Origin of the sequence: Streptomyces sp. Act143 (assembly GCF_003143935.1) — a bacterium.
Classification (GTDB): domain Bacteria; phylum Actinomycetota; class Actinomycetes; order Streptomycetales; family Streptomycetaceae; genus Streptomyces.
In genome coordinates this window covers 1,963,825-1,969,052 of sequence record NZ_QFRX01000001.1, presented here as the reverse complement: position 1 = coordinate 1,969,052, position 5,228 = coordinate 1,963,825, and the positions used below count along the sequence as shown (strand labels likewise).

Genomic DNA, 5,228 nt, shown 5'->3' with positions numbered 1-5,228 from the left:
TCGTTGTGTTGGCCGAGGAGGGGGGAGGGGGTGATGCGGGTGGGGGAGTCGGAGAGTTTGAGGGGGTTGCCGACGGTGGTGAAGGGGCCGCGTTCGGGATGCTCGACGGTGACGATCATGTCGTCGGCGGCGAGGGAGGCGTCCTCGATGATCTCCTTGGTGGACAGGACCGGCCCGCACGGGATGTCGTGCGCGGTCAGTTCCTCCAGCACCCGCCACTTGGGCAGGGTGCTGGTCCATTCCTCGATCAGCTGGAACATCTTTGCCAGCCGCGGCAGCCGGGCCTGCGGGCCGGCCCATTCGGGATCGTCGGCCAGTTCGGGCCGGCCGATCAGCCGGGTGAGGGGTTTCCAGCCCGCGGGCTGGACGATGACGTAGACGTAGTCGTTGGGGCCGCCCGGCGCGCACCTGACCGCCCAGCCCGGCTGCCCGCCCCCCGAGGCGTTCCCGGACCGCGGCACCTCCTGGCCGAAGTCGTCGTTGGGATACTCCGCCAGCGGGCCGCGGGCCAGGCGCTGCTGGTCACGCAGCTTGACCCGGCACAGGTTCAGCACCGCGTGCTGCATCGCCACGTTCACCCGCTGGCCCCGCCCGGTGCGCTCACGCTGCAGCAACGCCGCCAGGATGCCCGCCACCGCATGGACACCGGTACCGGAGTCCCCGATCTGCGCCCCCGTCGCCATCGGCGGCCCGTCCGCCTCCCCGGTGGTCGCCATCGCCCCGCCCATCGCCTGCGCCACCACCTCGTAGGCCTTGAAACCCGTGTACGGGCCCGGCCCGAACCCCTTGATCGAGGCGTACACGATCCGCGGGTTGATCTCCCGGATCCGCTCCCAGGTGAAGCCCATCCGGTCCACCGCCCCCGGCCCGAAGTTCTCCACCAGCACATCCGAACCCCGGATCAGCTCCGCCAGGATCTGCCCGCCCCGCTCCGACTTGGTGTTCAGCGTGACACTGCGCTTGTTGCAGTTCAGCATCGTGAAATACAGCGAGTCCACACCCGGCAGATCCCGCAACTGCCCCCGCGTGACATCCCCGCCCGGCGCCTCCACCTTCACCACATCCGCCCCCAGCCACCCCAGCAGCTGCGTCGCCGACGGACCCGACTGCACATGCGTCATATCCAGAACACGGACACCCTCAAGAGCCATCGCTGCCACGGTCACCTCGCTCGGCACATTGCATACAGTCGACGAATACTGTATGAAGATTGTTATCCCGCATCCGATGGGTGATGTCCAGGGGGCGTGCACCACTTTTAAGACGGGAGCCGAATCATGGACCTGTACGAGCATCAGGCGCGGGCCCTCTTCGAGGAACACGGCATCCCGGTGCCGCGGGCAGAAGTCACCAACTCGCCCGAGAAGGCACGGGAGATCGCCCGCAGGCTCGGTGGCCGCGCCGTCGTCAAGGCGCAGGTGAAGACCGGGGGCCGAGGCAAGGCCGGGGGAGTGAAGCTCGCCGCCGACCCGCGCGCGGCGGAGCTCACGGCCCGTCAGATCCTCGGCATGGACATCAAGGGACACCGGGTGGGTGAGGTGATGCTGGCCCAACCCGTGGACATAGAGGCCGAGTTCTACGTCTCCTACGTTCTGGACCGCGCGGCGGGCCGTTTCCTCGCCATCGCCTCCGCGGAGGGCGGCATGGAGATCGAGGAGGTCGCCGCCGGCCGGCCGGAGGCGGTGGCCCGGGTCCCCATCGCCCCGGCCGAAGGCGTCACCTCCGCGAAGGCGGGAGAGATCGCCGCCGCGGCCGGTCTGCCGGCGCAGTCCGTCGACGTCCTGCTGCGGCTGTGGCAGGTACTGGTCCGCGAGGACGCCGTCCTCGTCGAGGTCAACCCGCTCGTGCGAACCCGCCAGGGACAGATCCTCGCCCTCGACGGCAAGGTCACCCTCGACGACAACGCCCGTTTCCGGCAGGCCCGTTGGGGCGACGAGGAGGCCGGGCACGACGACCCGCTGGAAGCCGCCGCGGCGGCGAAGGGCCTCAACTACGTGAAGCTGGACGGTGAAGTCGGCATCATCGGCAACGGCGCGGGCCTGGTCATGTCGACCCTCGACGTGGTCGCCGGATGCGGCGCCCGGCCCGCCAACTTCCTCGACATCGGTGGCGGTGCCTCGGCCCGCGTCATGGCCGACGGTCTCTCCGTCATCCTCTCCGACCCGGCCGTGAAGTCGGTGTTCGTCAACGTCTTCGGCGGGATCACCGCCTGTGACGCGGTCGCCGACGGCATCGTGCAGGCCCTGGACGCGGTCGAGTTGACCAAGCCGCTCGTCGTGCGGCTCGACGGCAACAACGCCGCGCGGGGGCGTGCCCTCCTCGACCGCCGTGCCCACCCCCTCGTCCAGCAGGCCACCACCATGGACGGTGCCGCCCGCCGCGCCGCCGAACTCGCCAACGCCAGTTGAAGGAGCGGCACATGGCCGTCTTTCTCACCAAGGAGTCCAAGGTCCTCGTCCAGGGCATGACGGGCAGCGAGGGCATGAAGCACAGCCGGCGCATGCTCGCCGCGGGCACGAATGTCGTCGGCGGCGTCAACCCGCGCAAGGCCGGGCGGACCGTCGACTTCGACGAGCGGGCCGTCCCCGTCTTCGGGTCGGTCGCCGAGGGCGTGCGGTCGACCGGGGCCGACGTCACCGTCGTCTTCGTGCCGCCCGCCTTCGCCAAGACGGCCGTCGTCGAGGCCGCCGACGCCGGCATCGCCCTCGCCGTCGTCATCACCGAGGGCATCCCCGTCCACGACTCCGTCGCCTTCCTCTCGTACGCGAAGAAGAAGGGCACCCGGGTCATCGGTCCCAACTGTCCCGGGCTGATCACCCCGGGGCAGTCCGGCGCCGGCATCATCCCCGCGGACATCGCCAGGTCCGGCCGCATCGGCCTGGTCTCCAAGTCGGGCACGCTCACCTACCAACTCATGTACGAGCTGCGCGACATCGGCTTCTCGACCTGCGTCGGCATCGGCGGCGACCCCGTCGTCGGCACCACCCACATCGACTGCCTGGCCGCCTTCCAGGACGACCCCGACACCGAACTCGTCGTCCTCATCGGGGAGATCGGCGGAGACGCCGAGGAACGGGCCGCGGCCTACATCCGCGACCACGTCACCAAGCCGGTCGTCGGCTACATCGCCGGCTTCACCGCGCCGGAAGGCAGGACCATGGGTCACGCGGGCGCGATCGTGTCCGGCTCGTCCGGCACCGCGCAGGCGAAGAAGGCAGCGCTGGAGGCGGTCGGCGTCCAGGTCGGCGACACCCCGACCGAGACGGCCCGCCTCGTGCTCGCCCGGCTGGAAAACCGCGCCTGAGGCCCAGGGAGGGTTGACCGGCGGTCTCCGCCGGGAACAACGCAGTGACCGCGGGGCGCACATCCGGCGCCACCGCAATCTCAGCCGTACAACAAGCCGTTGGCCGCGCGGGCACCCGTCCGCACGAGGCCCGGCAGACACCGCACCCCCCGCCCCCGACTGTGCACCGAGAGCGGAGACATCGCATGACATCCACCCTCAACTCCCCGTCCCTCGTGGTGAAGTCCGGTACGACCTGGGACGACGCCTGGCAGCGCTGCCTCGCGGTCGCCCCCGAGGCCTTCCGCGACGACCGCGTCCTCAACCTCTGGAACTCCGCCTGGCACGCGGACGGCCGGGCCCTGCCCGCCACCAGCCCCGTCGACGGCAGCCCCATCGCCGGCCCGCCCCGCCTCGACCGCGAAGCCGCCCACCAGGCCGTGCGTGCCTCCCTCGACCAGCACCGGGCCTGGCGGCACATCCCGCTGGGCGAGCGCCGCGCCCGCGTCGCGGCCACCCTCGACGCCCTCACCCAGCACCGTGAGCTCCTCGCCCTCCTCCTCGTCTGGGAGATCGGCAAGCCCTGGCGACTCGCCCAGGCGGACGTCGACCGGGCCATCGACGGGGTGCGCTGGTACGTCGACGGCATCGAGCCGATGGTCGAGGGCCGGGCACCGCTGGACGGTCCGGTGTCCAACATCGCGAGCTGGAACTACCCGATGAGCGTGCTCGTTCACGCATTGCTGGTCCAGGCACTGGCGGGCAACGCGGTCATCGCCAAGACCCCGACCGACGGCGGCGTCGCCTGTCTCACCCTGGCCTGCGCACTCGCCGCCCGCGAGGGAATCCCCGTCACCCTCGTCAGCGGCAGCGGCGGCGAGCTGTCGGAGGCGCTGGTGAAGGCGCCCGAGATCGGCTGCGTCTCCTTCGTCGGCGGCCGGGACACCGGCGCCGCCGTGGCCACCGCCGTCGCCGACCTCGGCAAGCGGCACATCCTCGAACAGGAAGGACTCAACACCTGGGGCATCTGGAACTACTCGGACTGGGACACGTTCAGCGCCGTCGTCCCCAAGCTCTTCGACTACGGCAAGCAGCGCTGCACGGCATACCCGCGCTTCGTCGTCCAGCGCGAGCTCTTCGACGCGTTCCTGGCGGCCTATCTCCCGGCCGTCCGCTCGCTGAGCGTCGGACACCCGCTGGCGGTCGCCCACGCCGACGACCCCTACCCGGCACTGGACTTCGGCCCGGTCATCAACGCGGCCAAGGCCAAGGAGCTCCAGGACCAGATCGCCGAGGCCATCGACCGCGGCGCCGTCCCCCTGCACCGCGGCGCGCCCGCCGACGCCCGCTTCCTGCCCGGCCAGGACACCTCGGCGTACGTCCAGCCGGTCACGCTGCTCAACCCGCCCCCGTCCTCCCCGCTGCACCACGCGGAACCCTTCGGCCCGGTCGACACCATCGTCCTGGTCGACACCGAGGCCGAACTGCTGGCCGCCATGAACGCCTCCAACGGCGCCCTGGTCGCGACCCTGTCCACGGACGACCGGTCGACCTTCGGCCGGCTCGCCCCGCAGATCCGCGCCTTCAAGATCGGCCACGGCACGCCGCGGTCACGCGGCGACCGCGAAGAGCTGTTCGGCGGCTTCGGCGCGTCCTGGCGCGGCGCCTTCGTCGGAGGCGAACTCCTGGTGCGCGCGGTGACCCAGGGTCCGGCCGAGGAGCGGCTGCCCGGGAACTTCCCGGAGTACCAGCTGATGCCGTAGGACCGGCGCGGCGGGCGGTGCCCACGGACGGGCGCCGCCCGTCGGCGGCGAACACAATTCTCTGTCGGTATGCAATATGCAATGCACCACGATGAGGGATGAGGTGGCGAGCATGACGATGGCTCTTGAGGGTGTCCGTGTTCTGGATATGACGCATGTGCAGTCGGGTCCGTCGGCGACGC

The 5,228-nt window shown here is 70.9% G+C and carries 3 protein-coding genes and 1 pseudogene; 3 read left to right on the top strand and 1 reads right to left on the bottom strand.

The features are described 5' to 3' along the window. Positions 1-1,151, bottom strand: a pseudogene (frc, locus tag DI272_RS08790) (formyl-CoA transferase); the annotation flags it as partial. Positions 1,152-1,277: 126 nt separating this feature from the next. Here frc and sucC point away from each other — a divergent pair. From sucC to DI272_RS08775, 3 genes are all read left to right on the top strand, one after another. Further along, the gene (gene sucC, locus DI272_RS08785; RefSeq protein ID WP_109494802.1) at positions 1,278-2,408 is read left to right on the top strand and encodes an ADP-forming succinate--CoA ligase subunit beta; all 1,131 of its coding nucleotides are present in this window, start codon (positions 1,278-1,280) and stop codon (positions 2,406-2,408) included. Positions 2,409-2,419: 11 nt separating this feature from the next. Continuing rightward, on the top strand, positions 2,420-3,304 hold the full coding sequence (sucD, locus tag DI272_RS08780) for a succinate--CoA ligase subunit alpha (RefSeq protein WP_109494801.1): 885 nt from the start codon (positions 2,420-2,422) through the stop codon (positions 3,302-3,304). A 185-nt stretch (positions 3,305-3,489) separates the two neighbouring features. Then, complete coding sequence (locus tag DI272_RS08775) at positions 3,490-5,046, top strand: aldehyde dehydrogenase family protein (protein ID WP_109494800.1); 1,557 nt, start codon at positions 3,490-3,492, stop codon at positions 5,044-5,046. Positions 5,047-5,228: the final 182 nt, after the last annotated feature.